Genomic DNA, 17,260 nt, shown 5'->3' with positions numbered 1-17,260 from the left:
CTGCTCCCTTTTCCATTACCGTATTCCATGTACATGTACCCGGTCCTTCCCCGAATTCTTCGCCATATATAAAGCTTCATCGGCCCTTTTAACAACCTCTTTTACACTATCCCATTGTCCTTTTACCCATTGGGACACGCCTGCTGAAATCGTCACCCCTGGATTGGAAAGATCTCTCACTTTATCCTTTAGCTATCTTTCCGTTCTGTAAAGGCGGTCACCCCAATTACCTTCCCATTACCCCAAAGTGGGATAACGACTTGAAAATCCTGGACGTCTTGCTGAATGTGAACAAGCTCTTCCCCATCATCTTCATGTTCTCTCCATATCATTTCAATATACTCCTGAGCAGGAGCCTGCATGATAGAATCGTGAAGGTTTCCCGTTGAAGCCTCTTTATAGAATTGCTGTTTCCACTCGTCAAATTTATAGAACGTAACCTCTTCCATTCCCAGCACGTCTTTCGTAGCGAATAAAAATGTCTCCAAAAATATTTCGTTATCAAGGTCACCTTGCCTATTTTGCATGTGTTGAAAGAAGAGCATCCTTAATTCATTTAACACCTAAGCTATTTTATTCTTCATCTTCATCATCCCTATATTACAGCCTATTATTCAGAAAACTTCTGACTATTCCCTCATATCCTTACTTTGAAATGATGCAAAAGAACCGGGATAGAACGATACATATAGTAATGACTCCCATGATAGATGGGAACCATCCTCATGATTTCATTATAACGTCTACAATGGAAAAACCATCCTTGTTACTTGTATTTTTTAATAAATTACAGGATCTGCTTCAATACAGCTTTTCTCTCTTCTTTTAATTAATAGCCAACTGTCCTTGACTCATTGAGCAGAATATTATACAATACTCCTTGTGTAAAATATTGCAGCCTATGTGACAGCTTTTATGTTCTCATTTTGTTCCTCCAACCAGAGGTGTATCTCGTAACTCTCTGCTGCTAGGGCGAAGGTACATGAAAACAAAATGGTCATGATCGTTCATTCACACGGTTTTTATTTTACCAAAATAAAAACATTTAAAGGAGGAGTCATCCTATGGCTCGTTATACTGGCCCAAGCTGGAAACTATCCCGTCGTTTAGGAATTTCCCTAACAGGTACTGGTAAAGAATTAGAAAAACGCCCTTATGCTCCAGGACAACATGGTCCTAACCAACGTAGAAAAATTTCTGAATACGGAATGCAACTACAAGAGAAACAAAAACTTCGTCACATGTACGGAATCACTGAACGTCAATTCCGTTCAATGTTCGACCGCGCTGGCAAACTAAAAGGTGTTCATGGTGAAAACTTCATGGTTCTTCTTGAATCACGTCTTGACAACCTTGTTTACCGTCTTGGTTTAGCTCGTACACGTCGTCAAGCACGTCAACTTGTTAACCACGGTCACATCATTGTAGACGGACGTCGCGTAGACATCCCTTCTTACAAAGTGTCTCTTGGACAAACAATCGCAGTTCGTGAAAAATCACGCAACTTCTCAATCATCAAAGAATCAGTTGAAGCAACTAACTTCGTACCTGATTTCCTTACATTCGATGCTGAGAAATTAGAAGGTACTTTCACTCGTTTACCAGAACGTTCTGAATTGCCTGCTGAAATTAACGAAGCGCTTATCGTTGAGTTCTACTCTCGTTAATAACTTCAAAAACCCCATCCTTGGATGGGGTTTTTTTGTGTACAGAACTTAACTTCCAGACATAACAAAGCCCGGCTGACTCAGCCGGGCTTTGAAAACTCATTTCACTAATGTGTATTTTTTCTTTCCGCGACGAACGAGGATGAACTCTCCCTCAATCTTAGCAGCTTCCGTCACTACAAATTGCAAATCAGTCACTTTCTCTCCATTAATGGAGATTGCCCCATTCTGAATATCTTCACGGGCTTGACGCTTCGATGGGGAAATTTTAGCTTCAACGATTAAATCGACCAAACCGATATCTTCCTTGCTTTCACGTTCAAAGCTAGGGACATCTTTAAAGCCCAATTTAATTTCTGTTGCACTTAAATTTTTCACCTCACCGCTGAATAGCGCGGCAGAGATTTTGATTGCCTGGTCAAGAGCTTCCTGCCCATGGATCAAACGGGTCATTTCTTCCCCTAAAGCTTTTTGCGCTTTGCGCAAATGCGGTTCGGACTGTACGGAGTGCTCCAACTCTTCAATCACTTCACGTGATAGGAATGTGAAGAATTTCAAGTATTTCACAACATCAGCATCGGCTGTATTAATCCAGAATTGGTAAAATTCATACGGGGTCGTCTTTTCCGGGTCAAGCCAGATCGCTCCGCCTTCCGTTTTACCGAATTTCGTTCCATCCGCTTTCGTTACGAGCGGGATCGTCATACCGAATGCTTTTGCATCCTCATCATTGGACTTCCGAATCATTTCAAGCCCTGTCGTAATATTGCCCCATTGATCACTTCCGCCAATTTGCAATTTACAGTTGTAATTGCTGTATAAATGCTCGAAATCAATCCCTTGTAGAATCGTATACGTGAATTCAGTGAAGGAAATCCCCGTTTCCAAGCGAGAAGCAACTGTATCTTTTGCCAAAATGTAGTTAATGCCGATGTATTTTCCATAATCACGCAGAAACGTGACGAGATCAATTTTACCCAACCAGTCATAGTTATTGACCATGACTGCTCCATTTTCGCCGTCGAATTCAAAAATGTGTGATAGCTGTCCTTTAATGCAGTCGGCATTATAGAGCACTTTTTCCAGCGTTTGCAGCTGGCGTTCCTCTTTTTTACCGCTTGGATCACCGATAAGCCCAGTCGCACCGCCTACTAGCACAAGGGGACGATGGCCGTGCTGCTGAAAACGGCGCAATGTCAAGAATGGCAGTAAATGTCCGATGTGCATGCTATCCGCAGTTGGATCTACACCACAGTATAAAGATATTTTCTCTTTTTCTAAAAGGTCTTTAAACCCCTCTTCGTCCGTTTGTTGATAAATAATCCCTCTCCACTCGAGTTCCTTAAGCAAATCCATTTAATATTCCTCCTTCATCTCAGAAAAAAACCGCAAAAAGCACACAAAAACGCCCCTTCATAAATATGAAGGGACGAATAAATTCGCGGTACCACCCAACTTGAGGACATACTACGCCCTCCGCTCAAGACGAATAACGGTCGTCAACCGTTCACTGCTACTAATCATTTCACAGCAAATGCTCCAGGAAGTAATTCATCATACTATTTGTACCGATTTCCACTAACCACCGGCTCTCTAAAACAGGGATAGTCTGACTACTGGGTCCTATCATCGCGATCAATTCATCAATTTATAGTTGTTAATAAACTTTTATCATACATAAGATTGCTTGTCAACATCACCCTTACAGATTATAGAAAAATAAGAAAGATGCCCTTTCTCCTACATGTTATATGCTATAATATATGTGATTTCAGGGGGTATGATACGATGAATAATAATCAAAAAGATAGATTTCAAACAGTTTGGAAGCAGCTGACACGTTTTTTCCAAAATGAAAAAACACAAAAAAACGCGCGGGTTACATACCAAGTCATTTGGAATTTAACGCTGATCCTCATTATTGTCGGGATTCTAGGATTCTCATTCGCCGGCGGCGTCGGAGCCGGCTATTTCGCTGCCCTCGTCAAAGATGAGCCGGTTCGCTCAAAAGAAGATTTAAAAAAAGACATCTACAATTATGAAGAGACCTCCGAGGTATACTTTGCTGATGACGTATACTTAGGCAAACTTAAGAGTGACCTTGAACGTGAAGAAGTGTCCATCGATAAAGTTTCGGAGTATCTTAAAAATGCAGTCATCGCTACAGAAGATGAGTATTTTTATGAACATGACGGGGTTGTCCCGAAGGCTATCCTGCGTGCCATTTACCAGGAATTTTCGAATGCATCCGTCCAATCCGGAGGAAGTACTTTAACACAGCAGCTCATTAAGAATCAGGTCCTCACGAACGAAGTATCATTTGACCGGAAAGCAAAAGAAATCCTGCTTGCACTCCGGGTGGAAAAGTTCTTTGAAAAGGAAGAGATTTTGGAAACCTACCTAAACGTCTCCACGTTGGGACGAAATTCTTCCGGCCGGAACATCGCTGGTGTCGAGTCGGCTGCTGAAGGTATTTTTGGTGTGGAGGCCAAAGATCTGACTCTGCCCCAATCCGCTTTTATTGCTGGATTGCCGCAAAGCCCTTTCGGTTATACACCATATACCCAGCAAGGAAAACTGAAAGAAAATCAAGAACCCGGCATCAACCGGATGAAAACCGTTTTAAAACGAATGTATAGTAACGGATACATAACAAAAGTAGAATATGATAAAGCAAGCGCATACGACATAACAAAAGACTTTATCGGTAAAACGGAGATGCCATCAGAGAAGTATCCATGGCTCACGTATGAAATTGAAAAACGATCCATTGAAATTCTATCCGTCAGTCTAGCAAAAGAAGATGGATACGAAGAGAAAGATTTAGAGAATGATGATTTAAAAGATCAATATGTAGCACTTGCTGATCGTAAGCTTCGTCAAAACGGCTATAAGATTTATACGACAGTCAATAAAAAGATCTATGACAAAATGCAGGAAGTAACGAAAAAATATCCAAATTTCGGATATGATAAAACGGCACAAGTCGTCGATCCGGATACGAAAGAAATGAAAACGGTGAGCGAACCCGTTGAGGCGGGAGCCATTCTTATCGAAAATAAAACTGGGAAAATCATCAGTTTCGTAGGCGGCCGTAATTTCAAGCGGGAGCAGACGAACCATGCTACCTCATCACTGCGATCAAACGGTTCAACGATGAAGCCGCTGCTCGTATATGGTCCAGGCATTGAATTAGGAAAAATCTCACCTGGAAGCGTATCAGCCAACGTACCCATTTCCATTCCGGCAGGAAAAATGTGGCACCCAGGAAACTATGGAGGCGGAAGCTATACAGGGGTAACAACAGCACGAGAGGCCCTGAAGAACTCCTATAATATTCCGGCAGCGCTCTTTTACATGAAAATAATCAACAACAGGCCGGCTTCCTATTTGGAAAAAATGGGGTTTTCAACCTTAACAGAAGGGGATTACTCTAATCCTGCCATGTCACTAGGAGCGATGACAAATGGTGTAACCGTTGAAGAAAACGTCAATGCATTCGGCACATTTGCCAATTCAGGAGACTTCATAGATGCCTATATGATCGATAAAATCGTATCGAAAGATGGCGAGGTCATCTATGAACATAAAGCGAAACCAGTGAATGTTTTTTCACCACAAGCCGCTTACTTGACGCTTGATATGATGCGTGATGTCGTAAACAGCGGGACGGCCGCTTCGGTCAGGAACCGCCTTGCTTTCTCAAGTGATTGGGCTGGTAAAACCGGGACTTCACAAAACTATCAGGACGCTTGGTTCGTCGCTACCAACCCTAATGTATCATTCGGAACATGGTTGGGTTATGACACACCTAAATCCTTGCAAGGAACGTATAATGGTCTAGAATATAATAAACGTAATATATATTATTGGGCAGATTTGATCAATGCCGCATACAAGGTCGAACCGAAACTCGTCGACCCCGATAAGCGCTTTGAAATGCCGGGCGGGATCGTCAGCCGTTCCTTCTGTGGCGTTTCAGGACTGCTTCCGTCAAGTTCGTGTCAAAAGGCAGGACTTGTCAAATCGGATTTATTCATCGCAAAATATGCTCCATCAAGGGCGGATAATAGTTTCATAGATGGACAATATGTATCAGTCGGCAGCAAACGATACGCGGCCCTTCCGCAAACACCTGGCGAATTCACAAGTGGCGGGTTCATGCTGAATCCGGAGTCATTTGGAGACATCGGATTGAAATATGTGGATGACCCGGGTTCAGTGATTCCTGGAAGCGAAAAATCAGGTGGTGTCGTCGGGACGAAAGCGAAGCTGAATGATAATGGCAAAGCGCCTGATCCCCTCTCCATAACCATAAGTAACGAAAAGATTACATGGGGCTTGCATCATGAAGGAGATGTCGTCGGCTATCGCGTCTATAAAGACGGTAAAAAAGTAGCAAGCATCAATGCTGGAGAGAATCTTGTTTACAAAGTCAGCTCAGGCGGTTCCTATTACGTAACGGCTGTAGACATAGTCGGTAAAGAATCAGCCCCATCGCAACGTATAGAAAGCGGTGCTAAGAAGACAAGTTCAAAAGATGATTCCACAAAGGACGAAGATGATCGCGAAAAAGATCAAATAGCTGACAAAGATAAAAAACCAGACTCAAAAGATGAGAATGGTATACCAGATAAAGAAAAAGAAAAAGAAACAGATAAAAACAAAGAACAAGAGCAAAACAAAGATAAAGACAATACAGATAAAAAAGACCCAGAGACTGACAAAGATAAAGACACAGTCAATGATCAAGATAAAGACACGGATAAAGTTGAAGAAGAGAAAGAATGACATTTTTTAAGTAAACAGGCTGTCGGGATATAACCCGGCAGCCTGTTTTTTATACCCTCTCCCTACTCGATTGGTAAATTCGCCCAACTCTCAAAAAAAGCATCCACGCAAATGTGCATGGATGCTTTTTTACCTTCTCTAAAAGCATAACTCAGCTTCTCAATCCTCCATCGATGATAAATCACCAGTTGGCAGATCCAGTTCCCAAGCTTTCAAGACACGGCGCATGATTTTACCGCTTCTTGTTTTAGGAAGTTTATCCCTGAATTCAATTTCACGTGGCGCCGCATGTGCTGCGAGACCGTTCTTTACAAATTGTCGAATTTCTTCTATCAGCTCATCGTTAGCATCGTATCCGTCACGGAGGGCGATAAATGCTTTGATAATTTCCCCCCGGACCGGATCCGGCTTCCCGATGACCCCCGCTTCAGCTACGGCTGGATGCTCGACCAACTTGCTTTCCACTTCGAAAGGTCCGACTCTTTCCCCTGCCGTCATGATGACATCATCCACCCGGCCTTGGAACCAGAAATAACCATCTTCATCCATATATGCCGAATCTCCGGAAACATACCAATCACCTGGCATAAAGTAAGATTCATATTTCGCTTCATTCTTCCAGACGGTCTTCATCATGGAAGGCCATCCTTTCTTGATGGCTAGGTTCCCCATTCTATGAGGTGGAAGCTCGTTGCCTTGATCATCCACTATCGCCGCTTTCACACCAGGAATTGGTTTACCCATCGAACCCGGTTTGATTTCCAGGCAAGGATAATTGCATATGACCTGAGCTCCGGTCTCCGTCATCCACCATGTATCATGGATACGGTGATTGAACACCTTCATTCCCCAACGCACCACTTCCGGATTCAACGGTTCACCTACACTTAAGACATGGCGGAGGGAACTCAAATCGAACCGTTTAACGATTTCGTCGCCTGCGCCCATCAGCATCCTGAAGGCAGTCGGGGCACTATACCATACCGTTACACCAAAGTCTTCCAAGGTCTTGTACCAGGATTCAGGCTTGAATCGCCCGCCTACAATGACATTCGAGGTCCCTGTCAGCCACGGCCCAAAGATCCCGTAGGACGTCCCTGTCACCCATCCAGGGTCCGCTGTGCACCAATACACGTCCTCATCCTGTAAATCAAGAACCCATTTTGCCGTTTGATAATGCTGGATCATCGCATTATGAACATGAAGCACCCCTTTTGGATTTCCTGTGGACCCCGAGGTATAGTGAAGAATCAGACCGTCATTCCGATCCACCCATTCAATTTCGAATTTTTTATCCGCTTCTTTCAATTTCTTATTGAAGTTATGATGCTTTCCTTCTTCTTTTATATCTTCCCCCACCAAGAAAATGTGCTTTAAATGGGGTAATTCATCAACCGGTACGCGCGGCAAAAGTTCTGGTGTCGTCACTAACACACTTGCCTCACTATCTTCAAGACGATCCCTTATTGCGCCTTCCATGAATGCTTCGAACAACGGCCCTACGACCGCCCCCGTTTTAATCGCACCCAACAATGCAAAATAAAGCTCCGGGGAGCGAGGCATGAAGATGAAAACACGATCACCTTTTTCCACATTGGCAATGTTCTTGAACACATTTGCCGCTTGGTTCGTATAATCCTTCATTTCCTTGAATGTATACTTTTCATTTCTTTTATCGTCTTTGTAATAAAGGGCTACTTTGTTCTTTTTGTATGTTTCTACATGGCGGTCAATGGCTTCATACGCAAGATTTACTTTACCGGTTTCAGACCAGGAGAATTCCTTCTCCGTCTCGGACCAGTCAAACTTCTTGTATTTTTCATCATAATTCTTTAAATTGAAATTACCTTCCACTACTGGCAACGCTTTCACATTCATACGACAAACTCCCCCTTTATTCGGCTCTATATTTTCATTATAGTATAAGAAATGAATTATCTCAATTTTTTAAATATTCAATACTTCCATTTTTGGGAAATTCCTTCTTGCTGAATCTTGAATAATACAAGTATATTGTTATAGTTAAGGTGAATTCATATTGATGGGCGGGTAAGAAGAAGCCCTGTAACAAAAGATTCATATATGCTTTGAACTTTCTGAATTATGCCCCTTGTTTTTATGTATAATTTATGTAAGCTTTCAATGCTTCTTATACTCCGGAATGCGAGAGTGAAAGATTACTAATTTACAAGGGGGGTGAAAGAATGGAATATAATAAGACCTTTTATACTAAGGAACTGCAGACATTAAGCGGAACTATCATCATCGAGGGGCCGTTAAACGGCGAAAGAATGTCCGCTTATGAGTTTCACGAAGACTTGGTCGCCTTTCGCCCGCCTGCTTTGCAGCATAAAGCGTTAATAGAGATTGCAGACTTGCCTGAGGGCAGGATCTTCATCGCCCGTGAAAATGAAACCATCGTGGGTTATGTAACTTACTTATATCCCGATCCCTTGGAGCGCTGGTCGGAAATCGAGATGGAGGACCTGATTGAGCTTGGTGCAATCGAGGTCATCCCTAAATACCGGGGTGCCTCCGTCGGCAAGAACTTAATTCGCCTTTCCATGGAAGACGATTCCGTTGAAGACTTCATCATCATCACCACTGAATACTATTGGCATTGGGATTTGAAAGGAACAGGCCTGAATATTTGGGACTATCGCAAGGTCATGGAAAAAATGATGAGTGCCGGCGGCTTGGTCTACTTTGCAACAGATGATCCTGAAATCAGTTCCCACCCGGCCAACTGCCTGATGGCCCGTATTGGCAAAAGAGTCCCGCAGGAATCCATCCAAAAATTCGACCAATTACGTTTTATGAATCGGTTCATGTATTAAAGAGGCGAGGAAGAGGAGGAAAGAAAATGATTGTTGAAACAATAATGAATGAGGATATTTTCACCCTCACTCCAACGGATACAATCCATAGCGCTGTCATGATCATAAAGGAGAAACGAATTCGCCATATTCCCATTGTCGATGACAGCTTTCAACTTGTGGGATTAGTCAGCGACCGTGATATTCGGGATGCTGCCCCCTCTATATTCCGCACCGCAGAATACAAAAATGATTTACAAAAACCACTATCCAGCATCATGAAAACGGAAATAATCACAGGGCACCCGCTAGATTTCGTGGAAGAAATCGGGGCTGTTTTTTGTGATAACAATATCAGCTGCCTTCCAATTGTAAAGGGAAGAAAGTTAGTAGGCATCATAACCGGTTCTGATTTACTTCATTCTTACGTTGAGTTGACTGGAGTCAATCAACCCGGTTCCCAAATCGAAATCAGAATTCCGGATAAGGCAGGTAGCCTTCATGATATTGCCCATATTTTCAAAAGGCGCAATACGAATATCCTCAGTACTCTTGTTTATCCTGAAAAAGATGGTACCGATTATAAAATTCTTGTAATTCGTGTGCAGACGATGAATCCATTTATGGTAGTGGAGGATTTGAAGAAAGAGGGCTATACCGTTTTATGGCCTAGTCTACCGGGGATTTCCCATGAATGATACATCCCTTTTTGTCTATTCGGATGAACTTCTTACCTATAAATTCAACGATGATCATCCATTCAATCAAAAACGGCTTAAACTCACGCTTGATTTATTAAAAAAACACCATGCCATCAGTGATGATCAAATTATCAAGCCCAGAATGGCTACCGATGAAGAATTGGAACTGATCCACGATCCGCATTATGTAAACGCTGTCAGATTGGCAGGTGAGGGAAAGCTCCCCGCTGAAAAGGCTGTAAATTACGGGCTTGGAACGGAAGATACCCCAATATTCCCCAACATGCATGAAGCAAGCGCCTTGCTTGTCGGAGGTACCTTGACGGCCGTGGATCTCGTCATGACCGGTCAGTCCCTGCACGCACTTAATCTTGGAGGGGGCCTGCATCACGGTTTCCGCGGGAAAGCCTCAGGCTTTTGCATTTATAATGATAGTTCGGTAGCGATTAAGTATTTGCAAAAAAAATATGGCGCACGCGTCTTGTATGTTGATACAGATGCCCATCATGGTGACGGAGTCCAATGGTCATTTTATGACGATCCGGATGTATGTACACTATCCATTCATGAAACGGGACGGTACTTATTTCCCGGCACGGGCAATATTAATGAACGGGGTCAAGGAAAAGGCTATGGCTATTCATTCAATATCCCGGTCGATGCGTTCACGGAAGACGACTCTTGGCTGGAATGCTATAGGGCTGCCTTTAAAGAGGTCATAGAATTCTTCAAACCGGATGTCATATTAACGCAAAATGGAGCAGATTCCCATTATTACGATCCACTTACCCATTTATCTGCCACCATGAAGATTTACAGGGAGATACCAAAGTTGGCCCACGAAATGGCCCATAAGTATTGCGACGGGCGCTGGATTGCCGTGGGTGGCGGCGGTTATGATATATGGCGCGTCGTCCCGAGGGCCTGGTCGAGGGTCTGGCTTGAAATGACGAATAATGATATTTCAGGTCCCCTATCAAAAGAATGGATTGATACATGGCAGCCGGAGTCCCCTGTGCCCCTCCCGATAGAATGGGATGATATGGAAGATATATACGAACCCATTCCGAGGAAGCCTGAAATTAGCGAGAAGAATGCCCTAACGCTTGAAAAGGTCCTTTATCCCATCCGTTCTTCCAAACAAACATGGTCAAGCAATGAACACAGCTAATGAAAAGATCGTTGAAAAACGATCTTTTTTGTTTTGTGGATATAACCTGTGGAATAAAAAATGAGAGCGCCCTCAGGGCACTCTCTAAACCAGCTTATTTAGTTGATTGACGTTCTTCAATCCGATGTGGCAGGATCACTATTTCATGACCTTCTTCCACTTCCTCTTTATTCATCAATTTTGTCAGGAGCCTCATCGCAACCGCACCAATATCATAGAGAGGTTGGACGATCGTCGTGATTTGCGGACGTACCATCAAAGTCAATCTAGTATTGTCAAAGCTGATCACTTCAAAGTCTTCCGGTACATTATGTCCTTTGTCCTGGGCGGCATGGACAATTCCAAGCGCCATTTCGTCGGCTCCGACAATGAATGCTGTCGGTTTCTCATCCGCTTCCAGGAATTTTTCAAAAGACTCAATTCCAGAATCATATGTATAATCGCCTTCAACGATATAACTTTCATTATATGAAAGCCCCGCCTCTTTCAACCCGCGTTTATAACCAGCCAATTTCTTTTCATTAATCAGCATGGACAGGTTTCCGCTTACAAATGCGATATGCTTGTGTCCTTTTTGAGCGAAAAAAGTCACTGCGTCGAATGCCGCAGCCTCATAATCAATATTAACCGATGGAACTTGTCCGCTTTCATCCACCGAACCGGCCAGAACGATTGGAACGGGTGAATTATTAAACTCTTTGACATGCTCGTCAGAAATGTTGCCTCCCATGAATACGATACCATCCACTTGTTTTCCAAGCATCGTATTCAACAAATGGAATTCCTTATCTATATTCTCATCAGAACTGCTTAGAATGATATTGTATTTATACATGGTCGCTATATCTTCTATGCCTCGTGCCAATTCGGCAAAAAAGATGCTGGAGATATCTGGTATAATGACCCCGACTGTAGTCGTTTTCTTGCTGGCAAGACCCCTTGCCACTGCATTGGGACGGTACCCTAACTTCTCAATCACATCCGAAACTTTCTTCCTTGTCGCTGGCTTTACATTTGGATTCCCGTTAACTACGCGGGAAACGGTGGCCATGGAAACATTCGCCTCACGCGCCACATCATAAATGGTTATATTATTCATTCATCCATTCCTCCATTTCTTTCATTTTTCCCATAAAAGACCCGAATTATTTCGGGAAATATTCTTTTATGCGTTTTCCTCTATAAGGAAGATTTTTCAGGAACGATCTGCCTAACAAAAAATGCAGTCTTACTCTCTTCTCAGCCAAATATTCAATACCCTTTTCAAGTATAAAATTCACATAGATATCTCTTTATGTATGACCCAATCTTCCGAACAGTTCTCATTCTTGTTATTTATCATACGATAGTCGAATCTTTCCTGCAATCCAATAGTGCCTATTTCGATACTTTTTCTGAAAAAACCATTAAAAAGAGCCCTTGCCAAGGTGGTAAGGGCCCTAAATAGATATTTTAAGACTTTACAGCTTATACAGTAACCCAGTTCAAACGTTTAATTTCTTCGTAGAATTCATCAAATTGTTTGAAGTCCATTTGCTGTGCAGAATCCGATAAAGCAACGGAAGGATCCGGATGCACTTCTGCCATAACTCCGTCAGCACCGATGGCAAGAGCCGCTTTAGCTGTTGGAAGCAATAGGTCTCGACGTCCAGTCGAATGCGTTACATCAACCATGACCGGTAAGTGAGTTTCTTGTTTTAAAATCGGTACAGCAGAGATATCAAGTGTATTTCTTGTTGCTTTTTCGTAAGTTCGGATACCGCGTTCGCAAAGGATGATGTTACCATTACCCTGCGACATGATGTATTCCGCTGCATGAATGAACTCCTCAATCGTTGCAGCCAGTCCGCGTTTTAAAAGAACTGGTTTATTTACGGCACCAGCCGCTTTTAACAAGTCGAAGTTTTGCATGTTGCGTGCACCGATTTGGATGACATCAATATGATCGATAGCCGCTTCAATATCGTTAGCACTTACGATTTCACTGATGACAGCCAAGCCGTATTCATCAGCAACACGTTTAAGTATTTGCAAGCCTTCCAAACCAAGTCCTTGGAAATCATATGGGGATGTACGTGGCTTGAATGCACCGCCGCGCATCAATTTCAAACCTTTAGCTTTAATGACTTCAGCTACCGCAGCTGTTTGTTCATAAGATTCAACGGCACATGGTCCGAAAACGAAGCTAGGAATCCCGTTACCGACCAATTCACCCTTAATGTCGATGATGGTGTCTTCTGCCTTTTGTTTTCTAGAAACAAGTAGCGTTTTCTTCTGATCATCTTTTTGAAGCTCCAAGCCCAATTTGAAGATCTCCTTGAAAATATGTTTAATCGAACCAAGATCAAGTGGTCCTTGATGATTAGCTTCGATAAGATCCAGCATCGTTCTTTCACGGACCGGATCGTAACGGTTTACACCTTGTTTTTCTTTTACGCGGCCAATTTCCTGTACAAGTTCAGCACGTTGATTAATAAGATGTAATAACTGAAGGTTCACATCGTCCAGTTGATTACGAAGTCCATCAAGCTCTTTGTTGCTCATTACAAATCCATCCCTTCGTTTTTTAAAATAGAAATCGGTTTTGCGATCATCAAACTCAAAAATACCTTTGGAGTCTTCGATCATTCACCCCGATCATTTTATCAATGAAAATTTTAGAATATTTCATGTATGATTAAATTAATTATAAATGAAGTATCCGCAAATGTCACGATATTTTTCTTTAATAATTAAACGCTTTTAAGCATTAAAGTTATAAATGCTTAAAAGCAGGTGTTACTCATGCAAGAACACTGAATATTGAAACACGATCCGTTGTAGGAATTATATTGGAAATAGAACAGGAAAGCTATAATTTAATTGATATTTTATCTCACGAGAATTGGACCATGATCAAATCGTCTGCCACTTGCCTGGAGCCATCCAGAAATGATTAAAGAGTTGCAGCTGCCTGAACTCCTTGCGCAGCTAATGAACAGGCAACACCTTTCAAGAAAAGGTTTCCCCTGGACACCGTTTAATAATCCTATTGCCACCATGGAATAATAAAAGGCCGGCCCCTTACCAAAGGAAAGGGATCCGGCCTTTAAATTCATTCAGTAATGGCCTTGCTCAATGAATCGTTTGTAATCCGCCAATGAGATTCATTCCAGACAGGTTTTCCACCTTTAAAAAGTATGGCCTGGGGTGATTGATGCTTGATTTCAAATGTTTCTGCCACATAATTGGAAAGTGGACGAGCATCCTGAACGGCTAGGTAGGCCGTTTTAAGTTGTTCGTTCCCTAAGATGTACTTCTCATATTGTTCATATGCTTCCGCACTGACAGGGCAAGTAACACTATGCTTGAAGAGCAGGAATGTATCCTCTTTTAAAAGCTCATTGAATTGTTCTTCTGTTTCAATTTTAGTTATGGTCATACTATATGTCTCCTTTCCTTGTCCTATAAATTTTACCATCAAAAAGGCGATGAAGCCATTGAAGCACTTCACCGCCTTATCTTTCGTACCTCTATGCATCTTCATCCATAATGAAGGAATGAAAGGGTTTAGAGTTTATTTCGTCAATTTATTCTCAGTTTCTTCAAATGCTTTTTTCGCTTCATCAAGTTTTAATTTTGCCGCATTCTTATTTCCGCTTGTTGGGTCGGCTGGATTATTTTCTGAGTCCGTGCCGTTAGCAAAATTGGTTTCGACGGATACGATTGGAGAATCGGAAGCTCCCGTTACATCTATATCTTTGTTGCTGGAATTTGTCGTATCATCAGCCGCGTCACCGTTTTCTTTTCCAGTTTTTAAGCTTTTCACTTTATTAACGATATCGGATGATTTATTTGAAACGATCTCAGTGACGGAACTTGTTTTTTCTTTTGCAGTATCTGCAAAAATAGTACCTTTTTCAATAGCTGTTTGTCTTAATTTTTCTGTTTTCTCAGAAATGTTTCTAGCTTGTTCATTAAAATCATTCCTTAATTCCTTGCCTGCTTTCGGAGCCATGAACAAAGCGGTAGCCGCTCCGATCATCCCGCCGATTAAGGCGCCAATCATAAAGTCTTTTGAATTGATCGAGTCGCGTTCGTCCTCATAGGATTTCTGATAGTCATTTGTTTGAAATTCTTTTTGAGTCATAATACATTCCCCTTTCAATTTTCAGTTATTTATTTTTATTTAACTAGATTTTAAGATCTAGAACGTAAAAACCTTTTTTTAGGTAAGTTATCGGTTTCCAACGCTTCCCTTTCTAACTCCGCCCTTTCAGTGGGGCTCGGGGCAGCCTGTTTGTTTCTTGACTTCCATTTGTCCCGAATCTCTAAGGCTACGTTACTCCATTGTACAATTTGTGAGATTCGTTCTTGATTATTATCAATCTCCGCCTGCACTTTATGGGAAACTTTTTGGACCGAAGAATTAAAGCTAGAGATGGATGTACCCACTTCCTTCACAGCATCAACCACTGTGTTCAGGTTTTCTGACTTATGCTGCAAATCTTCAGCCAACGTATTTGTTTTATGTAATAACTGGGTAGTTTCGAGCGTTATGCCCTGCATTTGGCTCTCAAGTCCTGTCAGCGTCCGGGCCACACTGTCCAGGGTTGTTTGAAGTGATGTCAGTACCTTTGTTAGGAATATAACAAGGATCAAGAAAGCTATCGCTGCAACAGCAGCACTTACGTATAAAATAATCTCCATTGGAACACCTCCGAAAAAAATCGACTTACTTGGTAACTGATAGTTATTAATTACCCCTTCCCTAATATTATAAACTTATTTATTTTTTCAATATACCCTATCAAACCCTAATCTGGAAATATTATTGTCTAAATCCAGTTCCTCCATAAAATTCTACGTGTGACACTTATGGCAGGAAATCGGGTATGATAGAAAGATAAGTCGAATTTATACAATGGAGGTATTTTAATGAAAGATCCCAGAATTGAAACATTGGCCAAAAACCTAATCAATTATTCCGTGAAACTTCAAAAAGGTGAAAGAATCTTGATCGAAAACTTTGGATTGCAGCGCGAACTTGTTAACGCCCTTGTTAATGAAGCCTATACAGCAGGTGGTTATCCGTTCGTCCTTTTAAAGGATCATCAAGTGGATCGTGCCTTGTTGATGGGTGCCAAAGAAGAACAGTACAAGATGATGGGTGAGTTTGAAGCGAACGTAATGAGCCAGATGGATGCATATATCGGCCTCCGTGCCGGGGATAATATCAATGCACAATCCGATGTCCCTCCAGAGAAAATGGCGATTCATGGACAAACAGTCGGTAAAGTACATAGAAATATCCGCGTGCCAAAAACAAAATGGGTCGTACTTCGCTACCCGACAAATTCCATGGCCCAATTAGCCAAAATGAGTACAGAAGCTTTCGAAGACTTTTATTTCGAAGTCTGCAACCTCGACTATGGCAAAATGAGCAAAGCCATGGACAACCTTGTTGAATTGATGGATAAAACGGATAAGGTCCGCTTAACTGGGCCCGGTACGGACCTAACCTTCTCCATCAAAGACATTAAAGCCATCAAATGTGCAGGTGAGCTGAACATTCCTGACGGTGAAGTATATACAGCTCCTGTGAAAGATTCCATCAATGGAGTGATTTCGTATAATACTCCGTCCCCTTATCAGGGTTTTACTTTTGAAAACGTGAAGTTAACATTCAAGGATGGAAAAATCGTTGAAGCAGTTGCGAATGACACGGAACGCATTAACAAAATTTTTGATACTGATGAAGGAGCACGATATGTCGGTGAATTTGCAATTGGTGTAAATCCTTATATTCTACACCCGATGCAAGATATCCTCTTTGATGAAAAAATTGATGGAAGTTTTCATTTCACTCCCGGACAATGCTATGATAATGCCTTTAACGGAAACCATTCAGCCATTCACTGGGACCTGGTCAATATTCAACGCCCTGAATATGGCGGAGGGGAAATCCATTTTGATGACGTCTTGATACGTAAGGACGGACGTTTCGTTTTACCGGTACTGGAAAATTTAAATCCAGAAAATTTAAAATAACGAAAAAGCCAGCAGCATACGAAACATGCGGCTGGTTTTTTTAAATAAATACCGATAAAAAAAACGACCGATCCACTATACGGG

15 protein-coding genes and 1 other annotated feature are annotated in these 17,260 nt (G+C 42.0%); of the genes, 6 read left to right on the top strand and 9 right to left on the bottom strand.

Features of this window, described 5'->3' with window-relative positions:
- Positions 1-15: 15 nt before the first annotated feature.
- Together ACQKMH_RS02550 and ACQKMH_RS02545 are read right to left on the bottom strand one after the other, a co-directional pair.
- Positions 16-156 (bottom strand): diguanylate cyclase domain-containing protein, encoded by a 141-nt coding sequence (locus ACQKMH_RS02550; protein WP_427587488.1) that lies wholly within the window; start codon positions 154-156, stop codon positions 16-18.
- A gap of 32 nt (positions 157-188) precedes the next feature.
- Entirely contained in the window at positions 189-527 is a 339-nt protein-coding gene (locus ACQKMH_RS02545; protein ID WP_427585937.1) for a hypothetical protein, read from the bottom strand.
- 537 nt (positions 528-1,064) lie between these two features.
- Here ACQKMH_RS02545 and rpsD point away from each other — a divergent pair.
- Positions 1,065-1,667 carry a 30S ribosomal protein S4 gene (gene rpsD / locus ACQKMH_RS02540; protein WP_057911405.1) on the top strand — a complete coding sequence of 201 codons (603 nt, stop codon included), beginning with the start codon at positions 1,065-1,067 and terminating at the stop codon, positions 1,665-1,667.
- A gap of 99 nt (positions 1,668-1,766) precedes the next feature.
- Here rpsD and tyrS read toward each other — a convergent pair whose 3' ends face one another.
- Entirely contained in the window at positions 1,767-3,023 is a 1,257-nt protein-coding gene (gene tyrS / locus ACQKMH_RS02535) for a tyrosine--tRNA ligase (protein WP_427585935.1), read from the bottom strand.
- 66 nt (positions 3,024-3,089) lie between these two features.
- Positions 3,090-3,306 (bottom strand) — a binding site (T-box leader).
- A 149-nt stretch (positions 3,307-3,455) separates the two neighbouring features.
- Here tyrS and ACQKMH_RS02530 point away from each other — a divergent pair.
- Positions 3,456-6,458 carry a transglycosylase domain-containing protein gene (locus ACQKMH_RS02530; RefSeq protein WP_427585934.1) on the top strand — a complete coding sequence of 1,001 codons (3,003 nt, stop codon included), beginning with the start codon at positions 3,456-3,458 and terminating at the stop codon, positions 6,456-6,458.
- 159 nt (positions 6,459-6,617) lie between these two features.
- On the opposite strand, the gene acsA is transcribed toward ACQKMH_RS02530, so the two are convergent.
- On the bottom strand, positions 6,618-8,336 hold the full coding sequence (gene acsA / locus ACQKMH_RS02525; protein WP_427585933.1) for an acetate--CoA ligase: 1,719 nt from the start codon (positions 8,334-8,336) through the stop codon (positions 6,618-6,620).
- A gap of 326 nt (positions 8,337-8,662) precedes the next feature.
- Between acsA and ACQKMH_RS02520 the strand changes: the two genes are divergently transcribed.
- The 3 genes from ACQKMH_RS02520 to ACQKMH_RS02510 are packed head-to-tail and all read left to right on the top strand — an operon-like array spanning position 8,663 to position 11,146.
- Positions 8,663-9,295: a GNAT family N-acetyltransferase gene (locus ACQKMH_RS02520; protein WP_427585932.1), complete on the top strand. Its 633-nt coding sequence runs from the start codon at positions 8,663-8,665 to the stop codon at positions 9,293-9,295.
- Positions 9,296-9,321: 26 nt separating this feature from the next.
- On the top strand, positions 9,322-9,972 hold the full coding sequence (locus ACQKMH_RS02515) for an acetoin utilization AcuB family protein (protein ID WP_427585931.1): 651 nt from the start codon (positions 9,322-9,324) through the stop codon (positions 9,970-9,972).
- On the top strand, positions 9,965-11,146 hold the full coding sequence (locus ACQKMH_RS02510) for an acetoin utilization protein AcuC (protein WP_427585930.1): 1,182 nt from the start codon (positions 9,965-9,967) through the stop codon (positions 11,144-11,146). The genes ACQKMH_RS02515 and ACQKMH_RS02510 overlap by 8 nt, the downstream gene beginning before the upstream one ends.
- Positions 11,147-11,240: 94 nt before the next feature.
- Here ACQKMH_RS02510 and ccpA read toward each other — a convergent pair whose 3' ends face one another.
- From ccpA to ACQKMH_RS02485, 5 genes are all read right to left on the bottom strand, one after another.
- On the bottom strand, positions 11,241-12,245 hold the full coding sequence (ccpA, locus tag ACQKMH_RS02505) for a catabolite control protein A (RefSeq protein WP_427585929.1): 1,005 nt from the start codon (positions 12,243-12,245) through the stop codon (positions 11,241-11,243).
- A gap of 368 nt (positions 12,246-12,613) precedes the next feature.
- Entirely contained in the window at positions 12,614-13,690 is a 1,077-nt protein-coding gene (locus ACQKMH_RS02500; RefSeq protein ID WP_230154590.1) for a bifunctional 3-deoxy-7-phosphoheptulonate synthase/chorismate mutase, read from the bottom strand.
- Between the two features lie 550 nt (positions 13,691-14,240).
- On the bottom strand, positions 14,241-14,567 hold the full coding sequence (ytxJ, locus tag ACQKMH_RS02495) for a bacillithiol system redox-active protein YtxJ (RefSeq protein WP_427585928.1): 327 nt from the start codon (positions 14,565-14,567) through the stop codon (positions 14,241-14,243).
- Between the two features lie 135 nt (positions 14,568-14,702).
- Positions 14,703-15,275: a YtxH domain-containing protein gene (locus ACQKMH_RS02490; RefSeq protein ID WP_427585927.1), complete on the bottom strand. Its 573-nt coding sequence runs from the start codon at positions 15,273-15,275 to the stop codon at positions 14,703-14,705.
- A gap of 50 nt (positions 15,276-15,325) precedes the next feature.
- A complete protein-coding gene (locus ACQKMH_RS02485; protein ID WP_427585926.1) occupies positions 15,326-15,835 on the bottom strand; it encodes a DUF948 domain-containing protein in 510 nt (169 codons plus the stop codon).
- 228 nt (positions 15,836-16,063) lie between these two features.
- On the opposite strand from ACQKMH_RS02485, the gene ACQKMH_RS02480 reads away from it, so the two are divergent.
- The gene (locus ACQKMH_RS02480) at positions 16,064-17,176 is read left to right on the top strand and encodes an aminopeptidase (RefSeq protein ID WP_427585925.1); all 1,113 of its coding nucleotides are present in this window, start codon (positions 16,064-16,066) and stop codon (positions 17,174-17,176) included.
- The last annotated feature ends 84 nt before the right edge of the window (positions 17,177-17,260 follow it).

Source organism: Peribacillus sp. NPDC097895, assembly GCF_050277555.1.
GTDB lineage: Bacteria > Bacillota > Bacilli > Bacillales > DSM-1321 > Peribacillus.
The sequence above is the reverse complement of the archived record's forward strand: the minus strand, read 5'-3'. Positions and strand labels throughout refer to the sequence as shown.

What these genes read in the sequence shown, in the direction of transcription:
- ytxJ (WP_427585928.1), bottom strand. Translation starts at nt 14,567, where the DNA reads ATGACCATAACTAAAATTGAAACAGAAGAACAATTCAATGAGCTTTTA.
- ACQKMH_RS02490 (WP_427585927.1), bottom strand. Translation starts at nt 15,275, where the DNA reads ATGACTCAAAAAGAATTTCAAACAAATGACTATCAGAAATCCTATGAG.
- ACQKMH_RS02500 (WP_230154590.1), bottom strand. Translation starts at nt 13,690, where the DNA reads ATGAGCAACAAAGAGCTTGATGGACTTCGTAATCAACTGGACGATGTG.
- ACQKMH_RS02510 (WP_427585930.1), top strand. Translation starts at nt 9,965, where the DNA reads ATGAATGATACATCCCTTTTTGTCTATTCGGATGAACTTCTTACCTAT.
- tyrS (WP_427585935.1), bottom strand. Translation starts at nt 3,023, where the DNA reads ATGGATTTGCTTAAGGAACTCGAGTGGAGAGGGATTATTTATCAACAA.
- ACQKMH_RS02480 (WP_427585925.1), top strand. Translation starts at nt 16,064, where the DNA reads ATGAAAGATCCCAGAATTGAAACATTGGCCAAAAACCTAATCAATTAT.
- ACQKMH_RS02530 (WP_427585934.1), top strand. Translation starts at nt 3,456, where the DNA reads ATGAATAATAATCAAAAAGATAGATTTCAAACAGTTTGGAAGCAGCTG.
- ACQKMH_RS02485 (WP_427585926.1), bottom strand. Translation starts at nt 15,835, where the DNA reads ATGGAGATTATTTTATACGTAAGTGCTGCTGTTGCAGCGATAGCTTTC.
- ccpA (WP_427585929.1), bottom strand. Translation starts at nt 12,245, where the DNA reads ATGAATAATATAACCATTTATGATGTGGCGCGTGAGGCGAATGTTTCC.
- ACQKMH_RS02545 (WP_427585937.1), bottom strand. Translation starts at nt 527, where the DNA reads ATGCAAAATAGGCAAGGTGACCTTGATAACGAAATATTTTTGGAGACA.
- ACQKMH_RS02515 (WP_427585931.1), top strand. Translation starts at nt 9,322, where the DNA reads ATGATTGTTGAAACAATAATGAATGAGGATATTTTCACCCTCACTCCA.
- acsA (WP_427585933.1), bottom strand. Translation starts at nt 8,336, where the DNA reads ATGAATGTGAAAGCGTTGCCAGTAGTGGAAGGTAATTTCAATTTAAAG.
- rpsD (WP_057911405.1), top strand. Translation starts at nt 1,065, where the DNA reads ATGGCTCGTTATACTGGCCCAAGCTGGAAACTATCCCGTCGTTTAGGA.
- ACQKMH_RS02520 (WP_427585932.1), top strand. Translation starts at nt 8,663, where the DNA reads ATGGAATATAATAAGACCTTTTATACTAAGGAACTGCAGACATTAAGC.